Here is a 22,152-nt window from a genome sequence, read left to right as displayed (position 1 = left end):
ACATCCCGCGCCGCGCCAATTTGGAATGCGACCTTTTCTTACGAATGCACATCGCTGTTAGGAAGATGTCCCCCACGTAGGGTTCGGAAAACGGCGGCAATGGCGTGCAAATCGGAACGGTTGACGTCAGAATGCTTGCCCACCGCTCGCGAACGAGGCTTCGCTCAGGCGCATCGACCGCTGATCTTCGTTTTGGGATTGCATTCGCCATTGTCGCTTAGCCAGCGACGAGCAGTTGGCTATCTTGCATAGCATACGGACCGCCGTGGGCGGGGACAGTCGGTCCCGCGTCCCGTCCTGCGGCCGGCGCCATGCTGACGCTCCTACGGCTGTCCTGTTCACCGCCCGCGACGGGGGCGAATTTCCTCCGTCCTACGCGCGACAATATCCGCTGTTGCGGACGCGCGCAGAACTGCGGTTTATACGCCGTTTTTCCGTTGAGCGCCGGCAGTCGCCGGCGCCGACCGTATCGTCCTGTCAGCAACCGTCTCCTCAGTGCCACCAGTTACCGAAGCAATCGCTTCGGAGTTGACCGCCTAGAGCGGCTTTCCGGCGCGTACCATGGCACGCGCAATAGCGAGTTCGACTTCAGTCTTGGCATTCTCTTTCTGCGTCATGTTGTCGGCTGCAATGAGTCGCTTTAGCGCCCGCAGTGTCTCACCCCGGGTCCAGCCTACCTCCAACATGCTATCAATGATTGCCTGAAAGCCGGGCTCCATGGCCTCCTGACAGTCTAGCGCGCGGTCTGCGTAATCATGGTCGTCCAGGTGCCTGGGCGGATTTATCATTCTTCACTCCATCTCCGGCACGTCGCCGTTGGTGAACAGCACTGTCGGCGGTCCATAGTCGCCAAGCGCCGCGTTGGCGTCGCGACTCCATGCTATGACACCGACGTGGTTTGAAGCCAGCGCCTTTGCTGTACGGATCGCGCGGTCCTCGCTCTGCTGGTCGGTCTGGCCGTATGCTGTGAACAGTTCGCCATCCTCGCCGCGGTCGAACGCCACGACAACGATCAGCTTCGGCTTTTTCTGATCTGACACATCGTCGGACACTCAGTGCGTCCTGCCGGAGCGGAGATGCATCTCGATCTTATTGATTACCTTGGTGAGGACATCGACCGCCTGGAGATTAACGGCGAAGTCGAATTACCTTCCGCCGTTTCGAATATCAGAACGCCGACCTTGGTCTCGTCGTCGCTCATCATGCCCATTCCAATGCCCGTCGGCATATAAGGTGGTTTTTCTGACATGGTCTCTCTCCTCAGATGCGGTGTGGCCTCGTCAGCAATTCGGCCATCTGGCCGTGCGACCCGAAGGGGGCCGAGCAGATAGATAGACGATGGCAACCCGTGTTATCCCGTTCAGCACTCTTCGAAATGCATCGACTGGCCGCGCATCATTGCTAGGGTCAGTGCGATTGCAGGATTTGCGGGCGGCTTCTCCATCAGCAAGGAACCATCGAAATCGCGCCACGCCGCCATGCGCAATTCACCGTCATCGGCGGCGGCAGGGTCGAAAACGTGGGCATCATAGGGATCCAGGTCAATCTCAATCGTCCAGTCCTTAGGCGCCTTGCGAGCCATTTCCCCAACCTGGGCGAGATCGCTGGTGAAGAAGGGGATACGGTCGCCATCTTCCGAAAGCGGCTCAACCCGATCCAGCGTCGGTCGCTCAGGCACCCAACCAAGAACGAAGGCAATATCGAAATCGATCTGGCGGTCCGGCCCGGTCGTGGTCTCCAACCGGGTGACAACATCAGGATAGAGCTGCTTGCGCGCCGGCCACGTGTCCGGAAGCGCCTCAGCTTGCAATCTCGTTTGGGGAACGTCGATCAGTTCCATGATCTGATGGCGCGGAACTCTGTCTTCCGGCCAGCCCGCACAACATGCCGCCGTCGCAGCCTCGTCGGCTTCCATCCAAACCGAAGCAGCCTGGTCCTCATCCTCGGTTGGCTTGTCGTCTTCCGGAAAGCCTTTGGAATTTCTTCCGCAGCGCCACCCCGCCATACCATTGACTCTTTATTAGGAAGAGAACAAATGAGGAACATTCGTCAGCATTTCGCGTTCAGGAAACAAATGAGTGCATCGACGCCAATCGCTGCCATTTCCGATCTCCGGGATCGCATTGCGCATCTCGAAGGCGGGAACACGCGCGCGCGTGCGGTGCTCCCGTTCGGTGTCGCGGCCATCGACAACCATCTGCCCGGAGGCGGCGTGGCGCTTGGTGCTCTCCATGAGGTTGCCGGCGGCGGCAATGGTGCCATCGATGGCGCTGCTGCATCGCTTTTTGCTGCAGGAATTGCGGCCAGGGCGCAGGGCAAGGTGCTGTGGTGTGTGACGCGTCAAGATCTGTTCGCGCCGGCAATCGCCCAGGTCGGACTTCACCCGGACCGCGTGATCTACGTCGAAGCCGGTGACGATAAATCCCTGCTCGCCTGCTTCGAGGAAGGTTTGAGGCATGTCGGGCTTGGGGCTGTGGTTGCCGAGGTTGCCCGGCTGTCGATGACGGCCTCGCGCCGCTTGCAGCTTGCAGCTGAAGGCTCGGGCGCCATGGGGATCGCCATCCGTCGCTGGCGCCGCCAGACTGAAGCTGCCGATTTCGGACAGCCGACGGCTTCGGTCAGCCGCTGGCGAGTTTCTGTCTTGCCATCGAGGCCGCTCCCCGTGCCGGGTATTGGCCGGGCGCGATGGCAACTTGAACTGATCAGGTCTCGTGGAGGGGAAACGCTGGATATCGAAGTGGAGGCTTGTGATGCAAAGGGTCGTCTCGCTCTTCCTTCCAAGCTGGTCGACAGATCGGCTCAGAAGGAAATTGGGCGACGTCTCGCCGCCACCGGATAGGCCCTTGGTGCTGGTCGGGCGGCAAGGCAATTGTCGCCTCGTGACCGCAGTCGATCGCGCGGCAGTGGAAGCGGGCTTGCGCGTCGGAATGCCGGCTACGAAAGCGCAGGCCCTCGTGCAGGGGCTGGCGGTCATGGATGCCGCACCCCAAGCCGACGCGGAGGCATTGGAGCGGCTAGCGCTATGGGCATTGCGGCGCTACGCGCCAATCGTCGCGACAGATCCTCCGGACGGATTGGTCTTGGAGACCACGGGCGCCGACCACCTTCATGGCGGTGAACAATTGATGCTGACCGATATGGTCGAACGCCTCGGCCGTGTCGGCTTCTCGGCGCGGGCCGCGATAGCCGATAGCTGGGGTGCCGCTCACGCTATTGCGCGCTACGTCAAGCAGACCGTCCGCGTGGTCGCCGTCAATTCAACCTACGATGCGATCCTTCCTCTGCCCATCGCGGCACTGCGTTTGCCCAATGCAATCGTCAGCGGTCTGCGGGTTTTGGGGTTCGACCGGGTAGGCGAGCTTCTGAAGCAGCCGCGCGCGCCACTGACGCTGCGCTTCGGGCCGGAACTCGGCCGCCGCCTTGACCAGGCTGCCGGGTGCCTTGCCGAACCGATTGAGCCCGTACGGGCAGCCGATGTGGTCGAGGTCAAGCGCGGCTTTGGCGAGCACATCGGTGCGGCCGAGACGATCGCCCGCTATGTTGGCAAGCTTGTTCAGGCGCTATGTGCCGAACTGGAGACCAAGGGGCTCGGCGCGCGGCGGCTCGACCTGCTGCTCTACCGCGTCGACAACCGCGTCGAGGCCATTCGCGTCAGCACGGCCTTGCCGGTCCGCGATGTGAAGAGACTGACGCGTTTGTTATGCGACAAGATCGAGACGGTCGATCCGGGCTTCGGCATCGAGTTGATGCGGCTGTCCGCGCCCTTGGCTGAACCATTGACACCTAAGCAGACTATCTCGTCACTCATCGAGCAACGGGACGCCGACATCTCGGATCTGATCGACATACTCGGCAATCGTGTCGGCGAGGAGAAGCTCTACCGGTTTGCACCAGTTGCCAGCGACGTGCCGGAGCGATCGTTGCGGCGTGTGGCTCCGGGCTCGGTGGAAACCGGCGAGGCATGGCCGGACCATTGGCCGCGCCCGGCCCGTTTGTTTGCCGTGCCGGAACCGATCGAGGCCATTGCGCTGCTGCCGGATCATCCGCCGGCCAGCTTTACCTGGAGAGGCATCCGTCGAAGGGTCAAGCGCGCCGATGGCCCTGAGCGAGTTTTCGGCGAGTGGTGGAAGCGCGACGCCGAGCTTGCCGCCGTGCGCGACTACTTCCAGGTCGAGGATGAAGCCGGCGAGCGGTTCTGGATCTATCGCGCCGGCGACGGCGAGGATGAAGCGACCGGCTCGCATCGCTGGTTCCTGCACGGCATCTTCGGATGACTGGACGTTACGTCGAACTGCAATGCACCTCGCATTTTTCCTTTTTGCGCGGCGCCAGCTCCTGCGAAGAATTGTTTGCGCAGGCCGCCATCATGGACATGCCCGCACTTGCCATCTGTGATAGCAACAGCCTGGCCGGCATTGTCCGCGCGCATGAAGCGGCGAAGGCAACAGGTGTCAGGCTGATCGTCGGGTGTCGGCTGGATCTAGCTGAAGAAGTCTCCATCCTGGTTTATCCAACCGACCGCGCATCCTACTCCCGGCTTTGCCGGTTGCTGTCGCTGGGCAAGAAGCGTGGCGGCAAGGCGAAATGCGTGCTGCATTGGGCAGACCTTGTCGCGTATGGCGAAGGCCTTGTTGCCGTGTTCATTCCCGATCAAGCTGACGATACATGCTCGCTCTGGCTGCGGCGACTGTGCGAGGCATTTGATGATCGGGCCTATCTGGCGTTGACGTTGCGCCGCCGTCCCAATGACGCTTTGCGGCTGCACGATCTGTCCAACCTTGCCGGACAGGCCGGCGTGCCGACAGTCGTCACCAACGATGTGCTGTTCCACGAGCCGTCACGTCGCATCCTCCAGGATGTCGTCACCTGCATCCGCCACAATGTCACCATTGACGATGCAGGGTTTCGGCGAGAGCGACATGCCGACCGTTACCTGAAACCGCCTGAGGAAATGGCCCGGCTTTTTGGTCGCTACCCCGAGGCGCTCACTCGGACGCTTGAGATCGCCAAGCGCTGCCGGTTTTCACTGGATGAACTTGCTTACCAATATCCCGAGGAGCGCATGCTGCCGGACCTGACGCCGCAGCAGGCGCTGGAGAAGCTGACCTGGGAAGGCGCAACGGAGCGCTTCCTCGAGGGGGTGCCCGACAAGGTTATCGCCACGCTCAAGCATGAATTGCAGCTCATTGAGAAGCTGCAATACGCGCCGTATTTTCTAACGGTGAATTCGATCGTTCGCTTTGCCCGCAGCCAGGACATTCTGTGCCAGGGCAGGGGGTCGGCTGCCAACAGCGCCGTCTGCTACGTGTTGGGCATCACCTCGATCGATCCCGACCGCAATGATCTACTGTTCGAACGCTTCGTCTCGGAGGAGCGCCGCGAACCTCCCGACATCGATGTCGACTTCGAACATGAGCGGCGAGAAATCGTCATGCAATGGGTGTTCGACACCTACGGCCGTGAGCACGCAGCACTTTGCTCGACCGTCATCCGTTATCGCTCGAAGGGCGCCTTGCGCGATGTCGGCAAGGCTCTGGGTCTGCCCGAAGACCTCATCAAGATGCTGTCGTCACAGGTCTGGGGCTGGTCGGACGAAGGCGTCCAACCCAGGCATGCCGAGGAGCTGAACCTCAATCTCGGCGACCGCCGCCTTCGGCTTGCGCTGGATCTGGCCAGGCAATTGATCGGAGCGCCGCGCCACCTGTCGCAGCATCCCGGCGGTTTCGTGCTGACTCGTGACAGGCTGGACGATCTGGTGCCGATCGAGCCGGCGGCGATGAGGGATCGTCAGGTCATCGAATGGGACAAGGACGACATCGATGCGCTGAAGTTCATGAAGGTCGATGTCCTGGCGCTGGGCATGTTGTCCTGCATGAAGCGCGGCTTCGATCTGCTGGCCGAGCACAAGGGAATAGATCTCGATCTCGCTTCGATCCCGGCTGAAGATCCGCGAACTTATGCAATGATCCGCAAGGCCGACACGCTCGGCACGTTCCAGATCGAATCGCGTGCGCAGATGTCGATGCTACCGCGCATCAAGCCGCGGACTTTCTATGACCTGGTGATCGAGGTGGCGATCGTCCGGCCGGGACCGATCCAGGGCGACATGGTGCATCCGTATCTGCGCCGCCGCGAAGGCAAGGAAGAAGTGGTCTACCCCAAGCCTGAGCTCGAAAAAGTGCTCGGAAAAACACTGGGCGTACCGCTGTTCCAGGAACAGGCGATGCGGGTGGCGATCGAATGCGCCGGCTTCACCCCGGGCGAGGCCGACCAGCTTCGCCGCGCCATGGCGACCTTCAAACACACCGGCGGCGTCTCCAGCTTCGGTGCCAAGCTGATCGGCGGCATGGTGAAGAACGGCTATGAGCGCGAGTTCGCCGAAAAGACCTTCAAGCAGCTGGAAGGCTTCGGAAGCTATGGCTTTCCCGAAAGCCATGCGGCGAGCTTCGCGCTGATCGCCTACGCCTCGTCCTGGATGAAATGCCATCACCCGGATGTATTCTGCGCAGCCCTTCTCAACGCCCAGCCGATGGGCTTCTACGCGCCGGCACAGATCGTTCGCGATGCCCGCGACCATGGCGTCGAGGTGCGTCCGGTCTGCGTCAATGCCTCGCGTTGGGACTGTACGCTCGAGCCCACCGCGGAAGAGGATCGGTTCGCCGTTCGCCTTGGCCTGCGGATGGTCCGCGGTCTTGCCAATGCCGACGCGGCAACGATCGTCACGACACGCGCCGACCAGCCCTTTGCCTCGGTGGATGACCTCTGGTACCGGGCCGGTGTTCCCGCCGCCTCTCTGGTTGAGCTCGCCCAGGCCGACGCGTTCCAATCGTCTCTATCGCTGGCGAGGCGTGAGGCACTGTGGGCGATCAAGGCACTGCGCGACGAGCCGCTGCCGCTGTTTGCGGCCGCCTCCGCACGGGCGCGCCAGACGGTGCCGGAGATACAGGAACCCCTTGTCGCATTGCGCGCCATGACATCAGGCGGTGAGGTGGTCGAGGACTATGGACATGTTGGACTGACGCTGCGCGATCACCCCGTTTCGTTCCTGCGCACAGATCTACGCCGCAAACGCATTGTCTCTTGCCGCGAGGCGATGCAGGCCCGCGACGGTCAATGGCTGGAAGCAGCTGGGCTCGTGCTGGTCCGGCAACGGCCCGGCTCAGCCAAGGGCGTCATGTTCATCACGCTTGAGGACGAGACCGGCATCGCCAATCTAGTGGTCTGGCTGAAGGTCTTCGAGAAATATCGCCGGGTCGTGCTCGGCGCCGGCATGATTGCCGTCTATGGGCGGATTCAGCGCGAAGGCGAGGTGGTCCATCTCGTCGCTCATCGCTTGAGCGATCTTTCCGCCGATCTGGCCAGCGTTGGCGATCGTGATGCTGCCTTCCCGCTGCCGCATGGGCGCGGCGACGAATTCCATCACGGCAGCCCGACACCGGACCCGCGCGGCATGCCGAAGGCGCCAAAGCCGAGGAACATCATCGATCCCTTATGCCGAACTCGGCATAAGGGATCTTATCCCGAGTGGGAGAACATGCCGATCAAGCTGTCTAAACCACGGGACTTTCGGTAAAAACGCCGCCGCGGCTCGGCATAGTCAAGGTGTCCGGCGTCGCGAATTTCTCAGTGTGGTCGTATCCCACCCGACGGCTTCTGGGCAGCTAGACTAAGCTGGAATAGCGGCCGTTCAGGTGCCCGCCGCACTTCGACGGCAATGCGCCCAATGTCGGCCGTAGAAGTCGATCTTGCCATTGCCCGGAAGCAGACGTCGCCCGAAGCGGGAGTGATCGTGGTTGCGCGACATCTCGAGCACAGACTATCTATCGTGGAGCGTTACGGCGAGCCAGCAGCAGCGCGATGCCCAATGCCGGAAGCGTCGCCGTCGCGACGGCGAAGAAGACGAATTGCAGCCCGGCCGACCCAGCGACCAAGCCGAGCGCAGGGCTGCCGAAGCCGAGCGCCACGTCGAGGAAGACGGTGTAGAGTCCCATGGCCAGGCCGCGGCTGCGTGGCGGAAGATGGCTTACGGCCTCGGCACCGAAACCGGGATAGACCAGCGAGTAGCCAAGGCCAGTCAGGCCCGCTCCGATGGCGGCGAGAACGGGTCCGGGCGCAAGCCAGATCAGCATCAGCCCTGCCGCCTCGACCGCCACGAAGATCACGGCGACGCGTGCGCCCCCAAGCCTGTCGGGCAGGTGGCCGAAGCACAGCCTTGCCGCGATCAGCGACGCGGCATAAGCGGTGAAGGGAAGCCAGACTGGCTGCCAGCCGCGTTCGGCAAAGAGCAGGGCGCCAAAGGACAGGATCGCGCCATAGCCAAGGCTGCAGAAAGCAGCTCCGACGCCGGGAAGCCAGACCGCTTGCGCCACGCTCGTCCATGCCTGTCGCGCGGCGCTCGCGGCGGCGCTGGTGCCACGCATAGGCAGGATGGCAAGCAGCGTCGCAAGCGGCAGGCCGACCGTCGCGAGTCCGATCGCGGTGAAACCGCTCGCCGCGTAAAGCGCAGATCCGATCGGCGCGCCTAGCGCGAGCGCCGCAAACATCGCCGTGCCCACCCAGGCTATGACCTTTCCGGAGTTCTGTCCGCCCGCAGGGGAGAGGCCCCAGGCGACGCCGCCGGTAATGATGAAGCTCTCCGACGCGCCCAGTACCGCCCGGCCAGCGAAGAGCACCGATGCGGACGCTACCGGCCGGTCGAGCAATGCCAGCGAGCCGAGGTAAATGAACCCCGCCAGGGCAGCGGCAATGAGGCCGACGATGACGGCCCGCTTGCCGCCGCGCCCATCGGCATAATTTCCGGCTCCAATGCGCGACAGCATCGAGGCGACGAACTGGCTGCCCGTCACCAGCCCGACCGCGAAGGGGCCGAAGCCGAGCTGCTGGTGAAGATGCAGCGGCAGGACGGGTAGCGCCAAGCCGATCAGGAGGAAGCCGGCGAAGACAGCCGCCATGATTGGCACCAGTTCCGCTATCGCGCCATTTCGGTCTGAAGTCTGCGCCATTGTGGCCACCGATAATGCTTTGACAGCCGGGCTGTTCCGATCAGTAACGTTCGTAGGTCACGCGCCAGCCTTCGGCCGGATTGTCCGGCGTGAGGACCAATTTGTTGTCCGTGACTTCGAATTTGCGTTTCATGCTCTTCCCGACAAGGTTGCGGACCAGGGAGGACTCGATCGTGATGACGAAGGTCTTGTCCTGGTCGTTGATGGCGACCGGCCCGTAATAGGCTTCGTAGCCATTCGCCGTGTAAGGCGTGTCCGGCGCCTTGGCGTCGGGGTTCTGGGCCTGCACCGAGAGGGTGCCGGCCTCGGTGAAGATGACCTGGCCGGAATATGGCACGGGCTTGAGATTTCCCTCGGCACCGGCCGCGAGCGACCTCATGCGCCATGCGCCGATGATCGGGGACTTTTGGGAGAAAGCCGGTGTCGCGACCGAAAGCGCAAGCGCAAGGGCGGCGATCTTCAATCTCATCGTCATATGACGTTGTTCCTTTTCTGAGTTGTGGGTGCGGACAGGCCGTCCGCCCAATCTTCGCTCAAACCGAAAGCATGACCTTGATAGCGCGCCGCTCGTCCATGGCGCGGTAGCCTTCAGCGACCTCGGCCAACGGCAGCTTGAGGTCGAAGACCTTGCCGGGCTTGATCCTGCCGTTGAGCACACGGTCCATAAGGTCGGGCAGGAAGCGGCGCACAGGCGCCGGGCCGCCCATCATGCGCTTTTGGCCGAAGAATAGTTTTTGGCCGTCGAAGCTCACGCCGTGCGGCACCCCGACATAGCCGATGGTGCCGCCGGGGCGAGAGCAGGCCAGAGCCTGGTCGAAGGATTCCGCCGTGCCGACGCATTCCAGAACGGAGTCCGCGCCGACGCCCTTGGTGAGTTCCTTGATGCGGGCCACACCTTCCTCGCCGCGCTCAGCGACGATGTCGGTGGCGCCAAACTCGCGGGCGAGTTTTTGGCGGCTGGCGTGCCGGCTCATGGCGATGATGCGCTCGGCGCCCATCTCCTTGGCCGCAAGCACGCCCATCAGGCCGACCGCACCGTCGCCAACCACCACCACCGTCGATCCTTCTCGGACCTCGGCTGCGTCGGCCGCATACCAGCCGGTGCCGAGCACATCGGACACAGCCAGCAGGTCGGGGATGAGTTCGGCCGGCGGCACCTCGGCGGTGGCGACCAGTGTGCCATCCGCCAAGGGCACGCGGGCGTAAGGCGCCTGCGCGCCCGACATAAACTCGCGCTGCACACAGGACGACTGGAAGCCGAAGCGGCAATGCGGGCAGGTATTGTCGGAGAGGCAGAACGAGCCGACGACGAACTGGCCGGGACGGACCGTGCGCACCTCTGCGCCGACCTCGACGACGATGCCACAATATTCGTGGCCCATATGCATCGGGCCGTCGACCGGCTGCAGCCCGCGATAGGGCCACAGATCCGAGCCGCAGATGCAGCTTGCCGAGAGCTTGATGATGGCGTCCGTCGGCCGCATGATTTTCGGATCGGCGATTTCCTCGCAGCGGATGTCGCCCGGTTTGTAAAGAAGGGTTGCGAGCATTTTGGTTCCTTTCGAGTGGAGAAGATCAAGCGCCGTAGTCGGCGTCGCTGACATGTTCCAGCCAGTCCACGACCTTGCCGTCCTTGACCTCCTGAAGGGCGATGTGGGTCATGGCGGTCTGAGGCGACGCGCCGTGCCAGTGCTTCTCGCCGGGCGCGAACCAGACGACGTCCCCCGGACGGATTTCCTCGACCGGCCCGCCCTCGCTCTGAACGAGGCCGAGGCCGGAGACGACGATCAGCGTCTGGCCGAGCGGATGCGTGTGCCAGGCGGTGCGGGCGCCGGGCTCGAAGGTCACCTGTGCGCCTTGGACCCGCCCGGCATCGAAGGGATTGAAGAGCGGATCGATCCGCACCGTGCCGGTGAACCAGTCAGGTGGCCCCTTGCCGGAAGGCCTCGTGCCAGCGCGAAGAATGTCCATGGTGATCTCCTTTGCGTCCTCAAATGCGTTCGATGCGAAGCGGGAACTTGCCGCGAATGTGCAGGGCCTGCTCGCCCTCGTCGAAGCGGCCGAGCCTGATCAGCCCGGGATGGCGATAGTCGGCGTAGAACATGGCCAGATTGCCCCAGGGCATGAAATAGCACAGGTCATAGGGCTGCTCGTTGGCGAACGGACCACTTCCCTCCTCTGTCAGCTTGCGCGGCAGATAGGCGATCTTCTCGTTATGCGAGTAGTCCTCGATCTTGAGGTCGAGCGGCAGCATGGAGAAGAAGTCGCGCGCCGACGGATTGTCGTAGAGCGTGGCGGTCATGGTGCGGCCGTTGAAAATCATCCTGATCTTCATGTCAGTGGGCTCCTGGCTGACGGGGGTGTCGCCTTCTTGGCTGGCGGCTGCGCGAGGCAGGGCCGCCACCGCGAGCGCGGCGCCGAGCAATGTCCGGCGGCTGAGCGGCGCACGCTCAATGGTCATGGCAAAGACCTCCGGGCCATATGCGATTCGGCAAGGGCGGCGAGCGCCGATCCGCAGAGCAGCACCGCGCCTAAAGTGAACGCTCCCCACCAGCCGACCGTATCGAAGAGCGTGCCGCCGATCGCGGCGCCGCCTGTAATGGCGAGCTGGATGACTGCCACCTGCAGCCCGCCGCCCGCCTCTGCGTCGTCCGGCAACGTCCGACTGAGCCACGTGCCCCAGCCAACGGGCGCCGCCGTGCCGAAGAAGCCCCAGGCAACGAGCAGCAGCGCTGTGGGAACCGGCAAGGCACCGAGGACAATGAGCGCAGCCGCCAGCGCCGCCATGACCAGCGGGATGACGATGAGGATGCTGAACAAGCGCGTGCGCAAAAGCCGGCCGACGCACCATGTGCCGAGCACCCCCGCCAGCCCCATCGCCAGCAGGACCGCCGAGAGGGCAGCGATGTCGAGCTGAGTGACGCTCTCGAGGAAGGGCCGCAGATAGGTGAAGAGCGCGAACTGGCCCATGAACAGCATCATGATCGCCGCCATGCCGATGGCGACAGGAAGACGGCCGAGGAGCGCCAGCGGATTGCCTGGACGCTTTCTCCGGCGCGGGGGCAGCGCCGGCAGGCTTATCCACTGCCAAACCAGCGCCAGAAGTCCAAACGGCACGACGAGGAAGAAAGCGCCGCGCCAGCCGACATAGGCGCCAAGAAAACTGCCCAGCGGCGCGGCGATGGTGGCCGCAATGGCATTGCCAGCGTTTAGCATGGCGAGACCCTTCGGAACCATGTCTTGCGGCACGAGGCGCATGACGATCGCGGTCGACATCGACCAGAACCCGCCGATCGCGATGCCGAGCAGCGCCCGGCCGACCATGAGGAACGCGTAGTTCGGCGCGAAGGTGACAGCCAAACCGGACACGATGAGGAGGAGGGTGAAGCCGGTCACGACCAGTCGGCGGTCGATGTGGCGCGTGAGGCCGGCGACCAGCAGGCTGGTCACGACGGCGAAAACGCCCGAAATCGAGATCGCCTGTCCCGCCCGGCCCTCGGTGATGCCGAGATCGGCCGCTAGCGGCGACAGCAGGCTGACCGGCATGAATTCAGACGCGATGAGCACGAAAACACACAGCGCCATCGACAACACCGCGCCCCACGCGGCGCGGTCTTCGACAAGCCTTGTGTCGTACGTCGTTTCCATAATTGGCATCCTTGCAAGGCGACCGGGCGGATCAGCCGCCAATCCCCGTCGCGATGCCAGAAGATATTGCAGAGGAACCCATTCTATTAGACTGAGTAATTCGCATGGACTTATCTGCTCATGATATAAATGTCAGACGGGAGGTGCCCTATGCAGCGCGATGGCATGAAGGATCTGCTCTGGTTCCTGGCGGTCGCCCGGGAGCGCAGCTTCACCAAGGCGGCGGCCAAGCTCGGAACCTCGCAGTCGACCCTGAGCTCGACAATCAAGGAGCTTGAAGCTCGTCTTGGCGTCCGCCTGCTGACACGTACGACGCGGAGCGTCGCTCCGACCGAGGCCGGCGAGCGACTTTTCCAGTCTCTTGTTCCCCGCTTCGAGGAAATCGAAGCCGACCTTGCAAGTCTGGTGGCTTTTCGCGACAAGCCCTCCGGAACGGTCCGTATCACGCTGTCCGACCATGCGCTCCAGACGACGGTCTGGCCGAAGCTGCAGCCCTTGCTCAACGACTATCCTGACGTGTGCGTCGAGCTCTACAGCGACAACGGCATGAAGAACATTGTGGAGGAGCGCTTCGACGCAGGCGTGCGGCTTGGTGAGAGCATCGACAGGGATATGATCGCAGTGCGCATCGGGCCGGATTGGAGGCTCGTGGCCGTGGCTTCGCCGGAGTACTTTTCCCGCCATCCGGTTCCGACCGCACCCCAGGATCTGGTCGATCATGACTGCATTAATATGCGGCAGGCGACGTTCGGCGGATTATATGCCTGGGAATTCGCCAGGGATGGTCGCGACCTTCGTGTGCGGGTGGAAGGCCAACTCACCTTCAATTCGTCCATTCCCATGATCGAGGCTGCGATAAGCGGTTTCGGGATCGCCTATGTCCCGGAAAACCTCGTCAGCCACCACATCGCCAAGGGATGCCTTAGGCTCGTGCTTGACGACTGGAGTCCGCCATTTGCGGGCTATCACCTCTACTACCCGAGCAGGCGACAGCTCTCGCCTGCGATGGCGGTGCTCGTTGAGGCGCTCCGCCATCGCATCTGACCTCAAGACTGTGCCTATGCATCAGAAGCTGACATTGGTAATGGCAGGAGGCGATCGATTGCGCTCATAAATAGACTTGCGACAATGGCAGTGCTGGACGCGACGGTCAGCTGTCGAAGGCCAGTGAGCTGGATAGCTCCTCATGGGCGTCGACCTGTTGCTGCAGCAGAGCGAGTTTCTGCCTGACCATGCCAAGAGCATCGGCGCCGGCGATGAACCGACGGGGCAGTTCCGGCTTGTCGACCAGAGTTATCAGCGCCTGCGCGAGTTTGGCCGGGTCGCCGACTTGTTGACCGTTCGCGGCTTTCCAGCCCGTTATCTGCTGGGCGCGACGTTCGCTGTAGTCGCTAACGGATGACGGAGCATATTGAGTGGATTCGTCCGTCAGCAGCTCTGTGCGGAAAAACCCGGGGTTCACGATCATCGTTTCAATGCCAAACGGCGCCACCTCGGCTTGCAGCGACTCGATCCAGCCATCCACGCCGAATTTTGCCGCCGCGTACGCAGAACAGAACTCGAAACCAACCAGACCGGCCGTCGATGAGATTGCAATGACCTTGCCAGAACCCTGCGCGCGCATCACCGGCAGGACTGCACGGGTGACATTCATGGCCCCGGTCAGGGTGGACGCGAGCTGAAGTTCGATATGGGCCGGAGTCAGGTCCTCGAAATAGCCCGCATAGAAGCCCGCGGCATTGTTGACGAGCACGTCCAGGCGACCAAAGCGGTCGAGGGTTGCCTTCACCGCAGCATCGGCGTCGGCCGGCTTGGTCACGTCCAACGTCACGACCAAAAGATTGTCCGACTGGCCGATCGCCTTGGCGACCCGATCGGGGTTACGACCGGTCGCAACGACCTTATCGCCGATGGCTAACACTGCCTTGGCAAAGTCGAGGCCCATGCCTCGTCCAGCGCCGGTAATCATCCATACTCTATTCATAGCCGTATCCTTCCTAGCCAGTATCTTTTCAATTTATGCCGCGTTGGCTTTTGGCACGTCCGTTTCAGCGGTGATCTTGAACCACCCGGTGGCGGACTGAATCACACCCCATAGTTTCGCTGGAATATCGATGCCCGGAACGCTCGACGGCCGGATTTCGGTCCCGATCAGATCCTCGCGGCCGCTCTTTGCCAGCTCGACCCACGCCGGGTTTATCACCAGCCCCTGCCCAACCGCGACGAGCGTGAGGCCTCTGTGCAGGGCGAGTTCGGCCTGCCCAGGCGTTCTGACCTGGCCGGCGGCAACGACCGGAAACCGCCCGCCGGCTCGGCGCGTGATCAGGTCAGCGATGGTGTCGCCCTCGGGTGCCTCTATAGGCTTTGCCTCGAGAACGCTCGTCAGCGATGCGTGGACGTAGTCCACACCTTCGTCGATAAGACATTCAATCAGCTCGTACGTGTCGGCGATACGCAAGCCACCTGACTCGGGTTCCTCGGGTGACACCCGATAGCCCACGAGGAAGGGGCGGTCCGCGTGCGCAGCGACCACTCGCTTTACCTCGCGCACTACGGCGATTGGGAAACGCATCCGATTTTCGAGGGTGCCGCCCCATTCATCGCCACGCTGATTGTAGAGAGGCGAGAAGAAGTTCTGGATCAGAAATCCGTGAGCGCCATGCAGTTCGATGCCATCGAAACCTGCCTCAATGGCCCGTCGTGTCGCCTCGCCAAAGGCGGCAATGATCGCGAGGATTTCGTCATTCGTCAGTGCACGTGTCTTCACGCCGCCCGGATTGAAGGGGCCGGGCGGGACTTCGAGCGCACTGGCGCTGACGACCTCGCCACCGGGTATAAGTGCCGGCACGGCCTTATTCCCGGTATGGAAGATTTGCAGCACGGCCAGGGCCCCGCCGCTTTTGGCCGCTGACGCCAACCGAGAGAGGCTTGGGGTGAAACGGTCGTCATAGGAGGCGAATTCGCCCGAAAAGCCGATGCCGTCGGGCAACACATGGGTGCAGCCTGTGAGCACAAGCCCGACGCCGGTCGCCCGACGCCGGTAGTAGGTGATCTCCGCATCAGAGACCGTTCCGTCGTCGTTGGCCGACCAGGTGGTCATCGGCGCCATGACAATCCGGTTGTCGAGGCTCAACCCGTTCGGAAATTGGAACGGCTGGAAAATCTGTCGTTTGGTGTCCACAGGCGTTTCCCTTTCGACCCGCGTTTCTTTGTCTCTGAGGGTGAAATAAGGCATGGGACTCGATACGATTAGCCGCTATAATCTGCATGAAGTTAGAAATGGGATTGATAAATGAGGCGCGGAGATTTTAGCGAACTGGCAGTCTTCATCGCCGTAGCGGAGGCAGGCAGCTTCACGCGAGCCGCGGCAAAGCTCGGCCTATCGCAGTCGGCGCTCAGCTACGCTGTCAGAACGCTGGAACAGCGGCTGGGAGTCCGGCTGATCTCACGCACCACACGCAGCCTGTCCGTGACCGTAGCTGGAGAGCGCTTGCTGCGAAGCCTAAGACCGGCCTTCGATCACATCGAAAGCGAGATCGCCGCCGTCACCGCCCTGCGCGACAAGCCCACTGGCTTAATTCGCCTGACGACATTCCGGTATGCTGCCAAATCAGTACTGTGGCCCGTCATCGCCAAACTCCTACTGGAGTATCCGGATATCGAAGTGGAATTGAGCCTGGACGAGGGCCTCGTTGACATCGTTGCAGGCAGATTCGACGCCGGTATCCGGATCGGTGAGCAGGTCCAGAAGGACATGGTGGCAATAAGGATCGGCCCGGACCTGCGCATGGCGGTAGTCGGATCACCGTCGTATTTTGCAAACCGAACGGTTCCAAAGACACCGCGCGAACTTGGGGAACATAGAGGCATCAGCTACCGTCAGAAGACCGGCGGCGGGCTCTTTGCCTGGGAGTTCGAGAAAGACGGGGAGGAACTTGAAGTCAGGATGAATGGCCCACTCGTCATCAATGACGGTGAAATGCTCGAGGCTGCGGCCCTTGACGGGCTCGGTTTAGCATACACGTTTGAAAGCCAGGTTGCTCCGTTCACCGCAGACGGACGCCTTATCCGGGTACTAGAAGACTGGTGCCAACCCTTCTCAGGCTATCACCTCTATTACCCCAGCCGACGCCAGCACACTGCAGCCTTCGCTCTACTTATCGAGGCACTCCGTCTCAAGCCATGACAGGGGCAAAACGAACTCAAACATGCATGCCGCTTGTGAGTTATCCTTCCCTCATATGCACAACCTCGCTGGACGTCGACAATCGGGTTTCCCCCCGCTCAGGCAGAACCGGCGCGCCCTGGCAGCTCGCCCTAGAAAAGTCTGAACTTACCCTGACGGACTGCGTCGCGGTGACGTCCGATTCCAGAATTCAGAGCCTTAAGCCGCCATGCCGCTTCCGGCCCCGCTTAAGCCGAAAAGCAGGTGCTGAATGAACGGGATGTTTCGGGTGCTCCGCAGCCCAGCCTGAAAGACTGACTCGAAGTCGTGAGCTGACTGCCAAGCTTATCGACCCTTGGCCCCCTAGCCGGGTAGTCTATCATGAGGATCCGAGCAGGGAGGATCGGTGCCGGGCAAGTGGCTGCCCGGCACCGACATTGAGAAATCAAAGCGCATTCAAGAATGCCAGCAACTTGTCGCCCGGCTTGAAGCGCATGCCTTTTTGCCCCTCCATAGTTGTCACCTTCGCCAACGCCGCCTCCTTCAGCGCGAGATGAGCATGGAGGTAGGTCTGTGTTGTTTGAATTGATTCATGGCCAAGCCAAAGCGCAATCACCGCCAGGTCGACGCCGGCCAATAGCAATTCCATGGCGGCGCTGTGCCGGAGCGTGAGGGGTGAAACGTGTTTTGAACGCAGGGAGCGGTAGGTCTCCGCTGCGACGTTCACGTATTTGGACAACATAAATTGCACAGCATCCGCGCTCATGCGATCTCCGTGGATGGTGGGAAACAGCGCGGTCGCACCGTTGTGCGCTGGTTCAGTCAGCCACTTCTTGACGGCCTCCCGTGCCAGTTTGGTCAGCGGGGTGCTTCTCTCTTTCCGCCCCTTGCCGAAGCATCGAATATGCGCGCCGACGCCGAGCTGTACGGCGTCCCGATCGAGGCCGGCAATCTCGGACAGTCTCAAGCCCGTCTGGACTGCCACGAGCAACAGCGTGTAGTCGCGACGGCCTGCCCACGTCGCCTTGTTGGGGACAGCGAGGATAGCCTCGATCTCGGCTCGGCTGAGGAACTCCACTTCCCGGCGGGCGACGCGCTTTGGTGGGATCGCCAGGACACGCTGGATCTGCATGCTATATGCCGGTTCTTCGAACGCAACGAAACGAAAGAACGTCCTGATCGACGTCAGACGCAGGTTGCGCGATCGTGCTCCGATGCTCCGCTCGGTCTCCAGATGCTCGAGGAAGCTAGCGATCAGACGGGCATCAAGGTCCGTAAGGTTCAACCGCGACGGCGGTCGGCCGAGCTTCTTCGACGCGAAACGAAGAAGGAGTCGAAAGGTATCCCTGTAGGAGGCAATCGTGTTGGGGCTGACGTTCCGCTGCTGCATCAGTCGTTGAGTGAAGAACCGCTCGATCAAAGACGGAAGGATCGTCGGATTCATACCGCATCCCCCATCTGCTCTCCAGCCGATCGGCGGCATGGCGCATGAGCTCGGGGCACGCTGAAAGATACCAATACGTGTCGCGGGTGTGGGTGTGTCCGAGATAGGTCGACAAGATCGGAAGCATACGGTCGACGTCGTCACCGGCCTCGTACCATCGCAAGAGCGTGTTGACGGCATAGGTGTGTCGAAGGTCGTGAATCCTCGGCCCGCGCGTGCCGACCGCTCCACGAAGACCCGCACGCCGCATACTCGTGATGAAGACGAACTCGACGCGCTGCTTATAGAGGCCCTTGCCGCGTTCGCCGACGAAGAAGCGATCGCCCAGCCGCCTTGCTGGGCTGGCATCCCGTCGTTCACAATAATCCTGAAGCACGGATGCGGTTGTGTGATGGACTGGAACGATCCGCGATTTGCCGAACTTCGACTCCTCGACGGAAATGACCCTGGCATCAAGATCGACATCGGAACGTTTGAGCCGAATCGCCTCCCCGAGTCGCATTCCGGTCACCGCGAGCAGGCCGATACAGCAATGGAAGGTCCATTGCCCGAAGCCGTTCCTCGAACGACATCGCTTTATCTCCGAGAGGAGCACTTCGATCTCCTCAGCGGTGTAGATATGGGGTTGCGGCCGGTGATGCTGCGGGAACACCCCAGTCGGGGGGATCTCGGTCCCTGGCTCAAGGTCGGCGAGATACCGGGCGAATGTTCGGACCGCGGAGAGTCGGATCGCCCACGTTGCAGGGCCGGCCGAGCTTCCCGCCCATTCTATTGCCAGCTTGCCTGTTACGACGGTCGCTCCCCGTCGATCCATGAACGCAACGAAGTTGCGGAGCTTGCCATCGCCGTCCTTGAGTTTGAAACCCAGAGCACGCTTTGTCCGGAGATACGCTTCGAGAAAGTCGTGGAGCTTTGTCATCAGGTGGCCTCCGGCCAGGGAAGGCTCAGCAGGCGCAGACGCGGAAGATCCACCTTCGCGTAAATCCGTGTGGTGTCGTGGCTCAGATGCCGGAGGATTTGGCCGATCTCATTTAGAGTCGCGCCGGACCGAACCATATTTGTCGCAAGTGTGTGTCGGAATACATGCGAGCGAACGTTTGCGATCCCGGTAATGCCGGCACGCTTTAAAGTCCTCGTGGCGACCAAAATGACACCGGTTGCGGTAGGAAAACCCACCTTCGGCGTCTCCAGGCGCAGGAAGACCTGCCGAGATGCTGAAGATGGTCGATCGTTTACCAGGTAGTCGACGATCGCGGCGCCGACGTCGCACGGCAGAGGTAACACCGACTGCGTTCCCGCCTTACCAGTGATTGAGATCACGCCGGAGCCCCAATCCATATCGTCTAGCGAGAGCTTTGAAACCTCGTGCGCGCGCAGTCCCAGGCGAGCCAACAGCAGCAGAATTGCATAGTCGCGACGCCCTGCGGGCGTGGTGCGATCACAAGCATCGAGAACGCTCTGCAGTTGTGCAGGCGTCAGGAACTTCGGAAGTGGTGCGTGTCTGCGCCCGCTAATAGCGGGAACGCATGATGATAGGTCTTCATCGAGCAGACCCTCGGCAAACAGATATCGCAGGAAGGATCGCAGCCGCGTGAATATGCCTTGCGTTGTTCTGACGCCGCGGTCATGAACATGCCGCTCGACGTAATTCAAAACATCCCGTTGACATATCTGCCTTAGGTCGTCCGTGCCGTTCCAGATCTCCCTGAGAAACGGCAACACGTAATATACGCTGGACTCGATCGTGCCGGGCTGAAGCCCTCGCTTTCGTCTGAGGTACTCGCTGAACGAGACAAGGACCTGCTCATGTGGATCGGTCACCGGCGGGCTCAGAACGAAGCCAGCTTCAAGCAGCTCAACGAGGTACCGCAAGATCGCCGATCGATCACCGTTTTGGAGCTTACGGATCCTTTTCCGGTAGCCCAGGAAGCTTAAAGCCGTCTTGCGAGAAACGTCACTCCCATCGTGATGATGGTCGATGAGCCACCGGGCATAATCCCCGACCGTCCTTATCGCGCGGCAGATTGTTTGCGTCCGATAACCGGAAGCCTGCATCCGAGTGATGTAAGCATCGACGTTGTCTCGAAAAATCCATCCATCAAATCGCTGCCATAGCTGGTGGCTGTAGAGATTAATGGTGCTAGTCATCTTGCTCTCCTTTGCATTGTTGCAAGGAGGGCAGAATACTATGCCGAGCCGTGGCGGCCTTTTTTACCGAAAGTCCCGTGGCCTAGGCAGCTTGATCGGCATAGTCTCCGACTCGGGATAAGATCCCTATCTTCACATCGACCAGATCAAGGTGAAGACGCGGGACTTCAAATAGGTGCTTTATCCGCTGACAAGGGACCGCTGAGCTGGTGGTCGCAAGAGATATCCTTACGAGTGCTTTCTCATCCAGGGGCCATCAACGAGGTTCTGCGAATGACGCAGATGGGGCCGAAAGCAGTAGGTCCCCTTGTGATGCAGGGAAGGACGATAGCGGCCGTTCAACTTTCAAGGTCCAATGTCGTAGCTGAACCCTTTGAGCCTCTCCGCGCTAGCCCTGTCATTAGCGTCCGGATCGAAGTAGCGAAATCTCTATATTCACGAACCGCTTCGGCCCGTTGTGCTCAGGAATCCATCGCCGCCCACGTAACTTACGTTCCGCCGGTGGCTCGTTCCGTTATTCTGCGTTGGCTTGGGAACGCAGAACTGCGCAACAGTCCAATTCTACATCAGGCTATTGCTGCACTCCTGAACGGGGCGGCTCGCTGAGACATTGTCTCGATCAAGGCTGCAATAGAACGAGTCCGTGTGACTGCGCCTAATCTGCGGGCATCTGACGAAGAGCTAACTGAGGCTATCCTTGAGGTAGCTTCCGCCACTGGCCTGTTCGTGTGTTTCGACGGCCGGGAGTAGTTGTCAGCCCCGCGCCTCGGGAGCGCCAGGCGGACTGGTTCGAGGGGATGGAAGGAGCCTTCCTTCGCTTCGGCGGGGTTCCAACGGAAGTACTGTTCGACAATCCGAAGGCGCTGGTCGAACATCACGATGCGACGACGCGGGAGGTGCGGTTCAATGTGAGGCTGCACACCTTTGCCCGCTACTGGGGATTTACGCCGCGGGCTTGTGCGCCCTACCGGGCGCGTACGAAGGGGAAGGACGAACGCGGGGTCGGCTATGTCAAGCGCAATGCGATTGCCGGCCGCCGGTTCGAGAACTGGGCGGCGTTCGAGGCGCATCTGGACCGGTGGACACGCGAGATTGCCGATCAGCGTGTGCATGGCACGACCGGCGTGGCTCCTGCGGAGCGCTTTGCCGAAGAAGCCATGGCGCTTCGCCCTCTGGGCGGACGGGCACCGTTTGGGCAGCTGCGCGATCTCGTGCGCAAGGTCCAGGCGGACTGCGCAATCGACCTGGACACGAACAGTTACTCGGTTCCCTGGCGGCTGATCGGGGAGAGCGTCCAAGTCGTGGTGCTGGGCGGCCGCGTTATCGTGCGTCATGCGGGCGAGGTGGTGGCGGATCATGCCTTGTGCCGCGGGCGTCGCCAACGGATTGTCGAGCGGGCGCATCTTGCCGGCGTGGTCGGCGCTGCTGCGCCGGTGCGATCGGCGCCGGCGGAGATCGTTGCGCCTTCCGCTCTGTTGCGGCCGCTGGCCGAATATGAGGCACTGGTGGGAGGCAGCTGGTGATGACGACGGTCGATCACGAGATGCTGGTGGCTCAGCTCGACCGGCTGAAGCTGACCGCGATCCGGGATCAGCTCGATACGCTGCTGGACGAAGCGGCGCGTTCGCAAATGACCTTGCGCGAGGCTTTGGCCTTCCTGGTGACGCGCGAGATCGCGCGGCGCGACGAGCGGCGCATCTCCATGGCAGGCAAGATCGCGCAGTTCCCGTTTGTGCGCGAACTCG

The 22,152-nt window shown here is 61.8% G+C and carries 20 protein-coding genes and 2 pseudogenes; 8 read left to right on the top strand and 14 right to left on the bottom strand.

Translation table 11 applies throughout. The annotated features are described in order from the left end of the window. Window positions 1–536: 536 nt before the first annotated feature. Together NKH42_RS29830 and NKH42_RS29825 are read right to left on the bottom strand one after the other, a co-directional pair. Window positions 537–788: a hypothetical protein gene (locus NKH42_RS29830; RefSeq protein WP_352756662.1), complete on the bottom strand. Its 252-nt coding sequence runs from the start codon at window positions 786–788 to the stop codon at window positions 537–539. Between the two features lie 3 nt (window positions 789–791). Beyond that, window positions 792–1,052, bottom strand: a complete 261-nt coding sequence (locus NKH42_RS29825; protein ID WP_352756660.1) for a hypothetical protein — start codon at window positions 1,050–1,052, stop codon at window positions 792–794. Window positions 1,053–1,076: 24 nt separating this feature from the next. On the opposite strand from NKH42_RS29825, the gene NKH42_RS29820 reads away from it, so the two are divergent. Beyond that, window positions 1,077–1,232: a hypothetical protein gene (locus tag NKH42_RS29820; RefSeq protein WP_352651218.1), complete on the top strand. Its 156-nt coding sequence runs from the start codon at window positions 1,077–1,079 to the stop codon at window positions 1,230–1,232. A 128-nt stretch (window positions 1,233–1,360) separates the two neighbouring features. On the opposite strand, the gene NKH42_RS29815 is transcribed toward NKH42_RS29820, so the two are convergent. Beyond that, window positions 1,361–1,840, bottom strand: coding sequence for a hypothetical protein (locus tag NKH42_RS29815; RefSeq protein ID WP_352756658.1), 480 nt, complete (start codon window positions 1,838–1,840; stop codon window positions 1,361–1,363). Window positions 1,841–2,074: 234 nt separating this feature from the next. Here NKH42_RS29815 and NKH42_RS29810 point away from each other — a divergent pair, with 234 nt between their 5' ends. From NKH42_RS29810 to NKH42_RS29800, 3 genes are read left to right on the top strand one after another with little or no spacing between them, the layout of a single operon-like run. Then, window positions 2,075–2,839 carry an ImuA family protein gene (locus NKH42_RS29810; protein ID WP_352756667.1) on the top strand — a complete coding sequence of 255 codons (765 nt, stop codon included), beginning with the start codon at window positions 2,075–2,077 and terminating at the stop codon, window positions 2,837–2,839. After that, entirely contained in the window at window positions 2,751–4,274 is a 1,524-nt protein-coding gene (locus tag NKH42_RS29805; RefSeq protein WP_352906498.1) for a DUF6504 family protein, read from the top strand. Before NKH42_RS29810 ends, NKH42_RS29805 begins: the two co-directional genes overlap by 89 nt. After that, entirely contained in the window at window positions 4,271–7,573 is a 3,303-nt protein-coding gene (locus tag NKH42_RS29800) for an error-prone DNA polymerase (RefSeq protein ID WP_352974732.1), read from the top strand. Before NKH42_RS29805 ends, NKH42_RS29800 begins: the two co-directional genes overlap by 4 nt. A 247-nt stretch (window positions 7,574–7,820) precedes the next feature. Here the strand turns inward: NKH42_RS29800 and NKH42_RS29795 are convergent, their stop codons facing one another. The 6 genes from NKH42_RS29795 to NKH42_RS29770 are packed head-to-tail and all read right to left on the bottom strand — an operon-like array spanning window position 7,821 to window position 12,650. Continuing rightward, entirely contained in the window at window positions 7,821–9,002 is a 1,182-nt protein-coding gene (locus NKH42_RS29795; RefSeq protein WP_352756655.1) for an arabinose transporter, read from the bottom strand. Between the two features lie 40 nt (window positions 9,003–9,042). Further along, a complete protein-coding gene (locus NKH42_RS29790) occupies window positions 9,043–9,477 on the bottom strand; it encodes a lipocalin-like domain-containing protein (RefSeq protein ID WP_352756653.1) in 435 nt (144 codons plus the stop codon). 58 nt (window positions 9,478–9,535) lie between these two features. After that, window positions 9,536–10,552: a zinc-dependent alcohol dehydrogenase family protein gene (locus tag NKH42_RS29785; RefSeq protein WP_352756651.1), complete on the bottom strand. Its 1,017-nt coding sequence runs from the start codon at window positions 10,550–10,552 to the stop codon at window positions 9,536–9,538. 25 nt (window positions 10,553–10,577) lie between these two features. Next, window positions 10,578–10,973, bottom strand: coding sequence for a (R)-mandelonitrile lyase (locus NKH42_RS29780; protein ID WP_352756649.1), 396 nt, complete (start codon window positions 10,971–10,973; stop codon window positions 10,578–10,580). A gap of 19 nt (window positions 10,974–10,992) precedes the next feature. Beyond that, complete coding sequence (locus tag NKH42_RS29775; RefSeq protein ID WP_352756647.1) at window positions 10,993–11,463, bottom strand: cyclophilin-like fold protein; 471 nt, start codon at window positions 11,461–11,463, stop codon at window positions 10,993–10,995. After that, a complete protein-coding gene (locus tag NKH42_RS29770; protein ID WP_352756645.1) occupies window positions 11,460–12,650 on the bottom strand; it encodes an MFS transporter in 1,191 nt (396 codons plus the stop codon). The genes NKH42_RS29775 and NKH42_RS29770 overlap by 4 nt, the downstream gene beginning before the upstream one ends. Before the next feature lie 150 nt (window positions 12,651–12,800). Between NKH42_RS29770 and NKH42_RS29765 the strand changes: the two genes are divergently transcribed. Beyond that, window positions 12,801–13,694, top strand: a complete 894-nt coding sequence (locus tag NKH42_RS29765; protein ID WP_352756643.1) for a LysR family transcriptional regulator — start codon at window positions 12,801–12,803, stop codon at window positions 13,692–13,694. Window positions 13,695–13,800: 106 nt separating this feature from the next. Here the strand turns inward: NKH42_RS29765 and NKH42_RS29760 are convergent, their stop codons facing one another. Next, entirely contained in the window at window positions 13,801–14,634 is an 834-nt protein-coding gene (locus NKH42_RS29760; protein WP_352756641.1) for an SDR family oxidoreductase, read from the bottom strand. A gap of 33 nt (window positions 14,635–14,667) precedes the next feature. Beyond that, complete coding sequence (locus NKH42_RS29755) at window positions 14,668–15,885, bottom strand: NADH-dependent flavin oxidoreductase (RefSeq protein ID WP_352974731.1); 1,218 nt, start codon at window positions 15,883–15,885, stop codon at window positions 14,668–14,670. 57 nt (window positions 15,886–15,942) lie between these two features. On the opposite strand from NKH42_RS29755, the gene NKH42_RS29750 reads away from it, so the two are divergent. After that, window positions 15,943–16,836: a LysR family transcriptional regulator gene (locus NKH42_RS29750; RefSeq protein ID WP_352756638.1), complete on the top strand. Its 894-nt coding sequence runs from the start codon at window positions 15,943–15,945 to the stop codon at window positions 16,834–16,836. Between the two features lie 424 nt (window positions 16,837–17,260). On the opposite strand, the gene NKH42_RS29745 is transcribed toward NKH42_RS29750, so the two are convergent. From NKH42_RS29745 to NKH42_RS29735, 3 genes and pseudogenes are all read right to left on the bottom strand, one after another. After that, window positions 17,261–18,259 (bottom strand): tyrosine-type recombinase/integrase, encoded by a 999-nt coding sequence (locus NKH42_RS29745; RefSeq protein ID WP_352756636.1) that lies wholly within the window; start codon window positions 18,257–18,259, stop codon window positions 17,261–17,263. Between the two features lie 73 nt (window positions 18,260–18,332). Next, window positions 18,333–19,073, bottom strand: a pseudogene (locus tag NKH42_RS29740) (tyrosine-type recombinase/integrase); the annotation flags it as partial. Between the two features lie 104 nt (window positions 19,074–19,177). Next, window positions 19,178–20,407 carry a tyrosine-type recombinase/integrase gene (locus tag NKH42_RS29735; RefSeq protein ID WP_352974729.1) on the bottom strand — a complete coding sequence of 410 codons (1,230 nt, stop codon included), beginning with the start codon at window positions 20,405–20,407 and terminating at the stop codon, window positions 19,178–19,180. A gap of 767 nt (window positions 20,408–21,174) precedes the next feature. Here NKH42_RS29735 and NKH42_RS29730 point away from each other — a divergent pair. Continuing rightward, window positions 21,175–21,930 (top strand): annotated as a pseudogene (locus NKH42_RS29730) (Mu transposase domain-containing protein); the annotation flags it as partial. Then, the coding region (locus NKH42_RS29725; RefSeq protein ID WP_352974727.1) for an ATP-binding protein at window positions 21,930–22,152 on the top strand (223 nt) is incomplete at its 3' end. The pseudogene NKH42_RS29730 and the gene NKH42_RS29725, both read left to right, overlap by 1 nt.

It is taken from the genome of Mesorhizobium sp. M1142, assembly GCF_040318565.1.
Classification (GTDB): domain Bacteria; phylum Pseudomonadota; class Alphaproteobacteria; order Rhizobiales; family Rhizobiaceae; genus Mesorhizobium.
This window is presented reverse-complemented; position numbering and strand designations above follow the sequence as displayed.

Excerpts from the sequence above, each read along its gene's own strand:
- NKH42_RS29780 (WP_352756649.1), bottom strand. The coding sequence starts at position 10,973 with ATGGACATTCTTCGCGCTGGCACGAGGCCTTCCGGCAAGGGGCCACCT.
- NKH42_RS29745 (WP_352756636.1), bottom strand. The coding sequence starts at position 18,259 with ATGAATCCGACGATCCTTCCGTCTTTGATCGAGCGGTTCTTCACTCAA.
- NKH42_RS29785 (WP_352756651.1), bottom strand. The coding sequence starts at position 10,552 with ATGCTCGCAACCCTTCTTTACAAACCGGGCGACATCCGCTGCGAGGAA.
- NKH42_RS29770 (WP_352756645.1), bottom strand. The coding sequence starts at position 12,650 with ATGGAAACGACGTACGACACAAGGCTTGTCGAAGACCGCGCCGCGTGG.
- NKH42_RS29755 (WP_352974731.1), bottom strand. The coding sequence starts at position 15,885 with ATGCCTTATTTCACCCTCAGAGACAAAGAAACGCGGGTCGAAAGGGAA.
- NKH42_RS29800 (WP_352974732.1), top strand. The coding sequence starts at position 4,271 with ATGACTGGACGTTACGTCGAACTGCAATGCACCTCGCATTTTTCCTTT.
- NKH42_RS29795 (WP_352756655.1), bottom strand. The coding sequence starts at position 9,002 with ATGGCGCAGACTTCAGACCGAAATGGCGCGATAGCGGAACTGGTGCCA.
- NKH42_RS29765 (WP_352756643.1), top strand. The coding sequence starts at position 12,801 with ATGCAGCGCGATGGCATGAAGGATCTGCTCTGGTTCCTGGCGGTCGCC.
- NKH42_RS29830 (WP_352756662.1), bottom strand. The coding sequence starts at position 788 with ATGATAAATCCGCCCAGGCACCTGGACGACCATGATTACGCAGACCGC.
- NKH42_RS29790 (WP_352756653.1), bottom strand. The coding sequence starts at position 9,477 with ATGACGATGAGATTGAAGATCGCCGCCCTTGCGCTTGCGCTTTCGGTC.
- NKH42_RS29815 (WP_352756658.1), bottom strand. The coding sequence starts at position 1,840 with ATGGAACTGATCGACGTTCCCCAAACGAGATTGCAAGCTGAGGCGCTT.
- NKH42_RS29820 (WP_352651218.1), top strand. The coding sequence starts at position 1,077 with ATGCATCTCGATCTTATTGATTACCTTGGTGAGGACATCGACCGCCTG.
- NKH42_RS29810 (WP_352756667.1), top strand. The coding sequence starts at position 2,075 with ATGAGTGCATCGACGCCAATCGCTGCCATTTCCGATCTCCGGGATCGC.
- NKH42_RS29805 (WP_352906498.1), top strand. The coding sequence starts at position 2,751 with ATGCAAAGGGTCGTCTCGCTCTTCCTTCCAAGCTGGTCGACAGATCGG.
- NKH42_RS29735 (WP_352974729.1), bottom strand. The coding sequence starts at position 20,407 with ATGACTAGCACCATTAATCTCTACAGCCACCAGCTATGGCAGCGATTT.
- NKH42_RS29750 (WP_352756638.1), top strand. The coding sequence starts at position 15,943 with ATGAGGCGCGGAGATTTTAGCGAACTGGCAGTCTTCATCGCCGTAGCG.
- NKH42_RS29760 (WP_352756641.1), bottom strand. The coding sequence starts at position 14,634 with ATGAATAGAGTATGGATGATTACCGGCGCTGGACGAGGCATGGGCCTC.
- NKH42_RS29775 (WP_352756647.1), bottom strand. The coding sequence starts at position 11,463 with ATGACCATTGAGCGTGCGCCGCTCAGCCGCCGGACATTGCTCGGCGCC.